The sequence below is a fragment of the Bacillus sp. JJ783 genome (assembly GCF_036963225.1).
Lineage (GTDB): Bacteria > Bacillota > Bacilli > Bacillales > Bacillaceae_G > Bacillus_A > Bacillus_A cereus_U.
In genome coordinates this window covers 1-2,690 of sequence record NZ_JBALMG010000173.1, presented here as the reverse complement: position 1 = coordinate 2,690, position 2,690 = coordinate 1, and the positions used below count along the sequence as shown (strand labels likewise).

The following is a 2,690-nucleotide window of genomic DNA, read 5'->3' as shown; positions in this document are numbered from 1 at the left end:
CATCTAACAAACTCCCCCAACCCCCTCATTTTTTGAGGGGGCTCCCTCGCCGGTAGGCAGGGTCAAAAGGTACCTTTTGACAACCACAAGAGGGTCTTGGGCGTAGTGAGTCTGTCAACTCCTTAATGCTCACTTCGTTCCGCTTACCGTTGACAGACACAACACAGCTGCCACTAATGTTAAAAATCTACTTGTAACATACTTTACAAAATTCTATACAATATCGGATAGGTAAACGTCTATAAAATAAAAAAGTCGGAGGTTTTGATTAATATGATTAATGAACCTATGCAACAACTGATTAATAATTTAATTCAAATTGAATATCAATCCGCCTATTTATATTTGGCTATGTCAAATTATTTTAATAGATTAAACTTAACGGGTATTGGACATTGGTTTAGAATCCAACATGATGAAGAACGTGGTCATGCTTTAAAACTTATTGACTACTTAACTGACCGCAATGGAGTTGTTGTAATCAAGAATATCTCCGAACAACCTATTAATTTTGGAAATACTGTTGAAACCTTTCAAAAAGTGTTAACACATGAACAATATGTGACAGATAATTATAAAAAAGCCTATGAACTTGCTCAAAAAGAAGGAGACCAACAAAGCATTGTAATCTTTTTAAATTTCCTTAAAGAACAAACAGAAGAAGAAGCTCAAACAATGATTATCCTTGGAAGATTCGAACTTGCTGGAAACAATACGTCTGCTATCTTATTACTAGATCAAGAACTTGGTAAAAGAACTGCGACTCCACCAAAAGGATAACCCCTTTGAAATACCTCATTCATTAAGATTGTTTTTATTAGATTACTCTATACATTTTCCTAATGTGAGTTCTGTTCAAATTTCTTTTCACATAAGATGATTGAGTATAAAAAAGATAGAATCAAAAGATATTCTGATTATTTAAAAAGGAGGCAGATAAATGTCTTTAGAAAAGTTTGTAGATACATTACCTATTCCATCTGTCTTAAAGGCGAAAGATAAGCATGATAACATCCCATTCTATGAGGTAACTATGAAGCAAGTCAAACAGAAGTTACATCGCGATTTGCCGCCAACTACTGTTTGGGGTTACAACGGTATGTATCCTGGTCCTACATTCGAAGTACAAAGAAATCACCCTATTTTAGTCAAATGGAAAAATAAATTACCTTTTGAACATCTGCTACCCGTAGATCGAACTATTCACGGAGCAGAACCAGACAAACCTTCTGTTAGGACAGTTGTACATTTGCATGAAGGTCGGGTTAGACCAGAAAATGACGGATATCCAGAAGCTTGGTTTACACGAAATTTTGAAAATGTTGGTCCGAAATTCGTACATGAAGTTTACTATTATCCAAACTGTCAACGGCCCGCGACTCTATGGTATCATGACCATGCCCTTGGAATCACTCGTTTGAACGTTTATGCAGGACTTGCAGGTTTTTATCTCCTTCGAGATAAAGAAGAGGAAAAATTGAACCTACCAAATGGAAAATTTGAAATTCCGCTAGTCATACAAGATCGTTCGTTTTATCCTAATGGTGAATTATTCTATCCAACCCAACCAGGACATGAGCCACCTCCAGCACCACAACCACCTCCACCAATAGATCCAACATTACCAAATCCATCAGTTGTACCAGAATTTTTTGGAAACACCATCCTAGTCAATGGAAAAGTATGGCCTTATCTTGAAGTCGAGCCACGGAAATACCGCTTCCGCATTCTTAATGGCTCCAATGCTCGTTTTTATCGTATAAAGTTGAATTCTGACCAAGATTTTGTCCAAATTGGTACAGAAGGGGGACTTTTGGAAAAACCAATCATAGTATCCGAAATTATCCTTGCACCAGCTGAACGTGTCGATGTTATTATCGATTTTTCAAACCATAAAGGTCAAAGTATCATCTTAACAAATGACGCACCAGCTCCATTCCCTAACGGTGCCCCACCTTCTTCAGACCTTACACAAATTATGGAATTTCGTGTCAAACAAAAATTGCACAAACCTGACAATAGTAAAATCCCAAAAAATTTGAGTTGCTTGGAACACTTGGATCCTAATGATGCTGTAATCGTACGAAAAAATCTCTTAGTTGAAACTACTGATGAATTCGGGCGTTTAAAACTTTTATTAAATAACCTAGATTGGCATCAATTACCCCTTACAGAAACCCCATATAATGGAACGATAGAGATTTGGGAACTTTACAATACTACACCTGACACTCACCCGATTCACTTACACCTTGTTACTTTTCAAATTTTGAATCGTGCTACGTTTACTGGTGATCCAAATGGTCCTGACCTTATAGTCGGACCACCACAACCACCTGATCCAAGCGAGATGGGCTGGAAAGATACCGTTCGTGCCAATCCAGGGGAAGTCACTCGTATCATTGCACGTTTTGGACCATTTATAGGAATCTACCCGTGGCACTGCCACATCCTTGAACACGAAGACCATGATATGATGAGACCATACGAAGTTCTTGATAATCAGAATTTTAACCCATGTGAACCAATCCCTGGAGAATGTCCAGATGATTCATTCTCTCAGTGTTTCGACTGTGATAATAACGATGACTATGATGATAATTAATCACAACACAAGATTTTCTTTTTTATTTTGTCTATAACTCGTAATCATTTAAAAATCTAAATTACATAAACACTTATTATAAGTG

The 2,690-nt window shown here is 37.1% G+C and carries 2 protein-coding genes; both read left to right on the top strand.

The window, feature by feature from the left end:
* Positions 1 to 273 precede the first annotated feature (273 nt).
* Positions 274 to 780, top strand: a complete 507-nt coding sequence (locus V7038_RS26705) for a ferritin (RefSeq protein ID WP_335695888.1) — start codon at positions 274 to 276, stop codon at positions 778 to 780.
* A gap of 160 nt (positions 781 to 940) precedes the next feature.
* Positions 941 to 2,605: a multicopper oxidase family protein gene (locus tag V7038_RS26700; protein ID WP_335695887.1), complete on the top strand. Its 1,665-nt coding sequence runs from the start codon at positions 941 to 943 to the stop codon at positions 2,603 to 2,605.
* Positions 2,606 to 2,690: the final 85 nt, after the last annotated feature.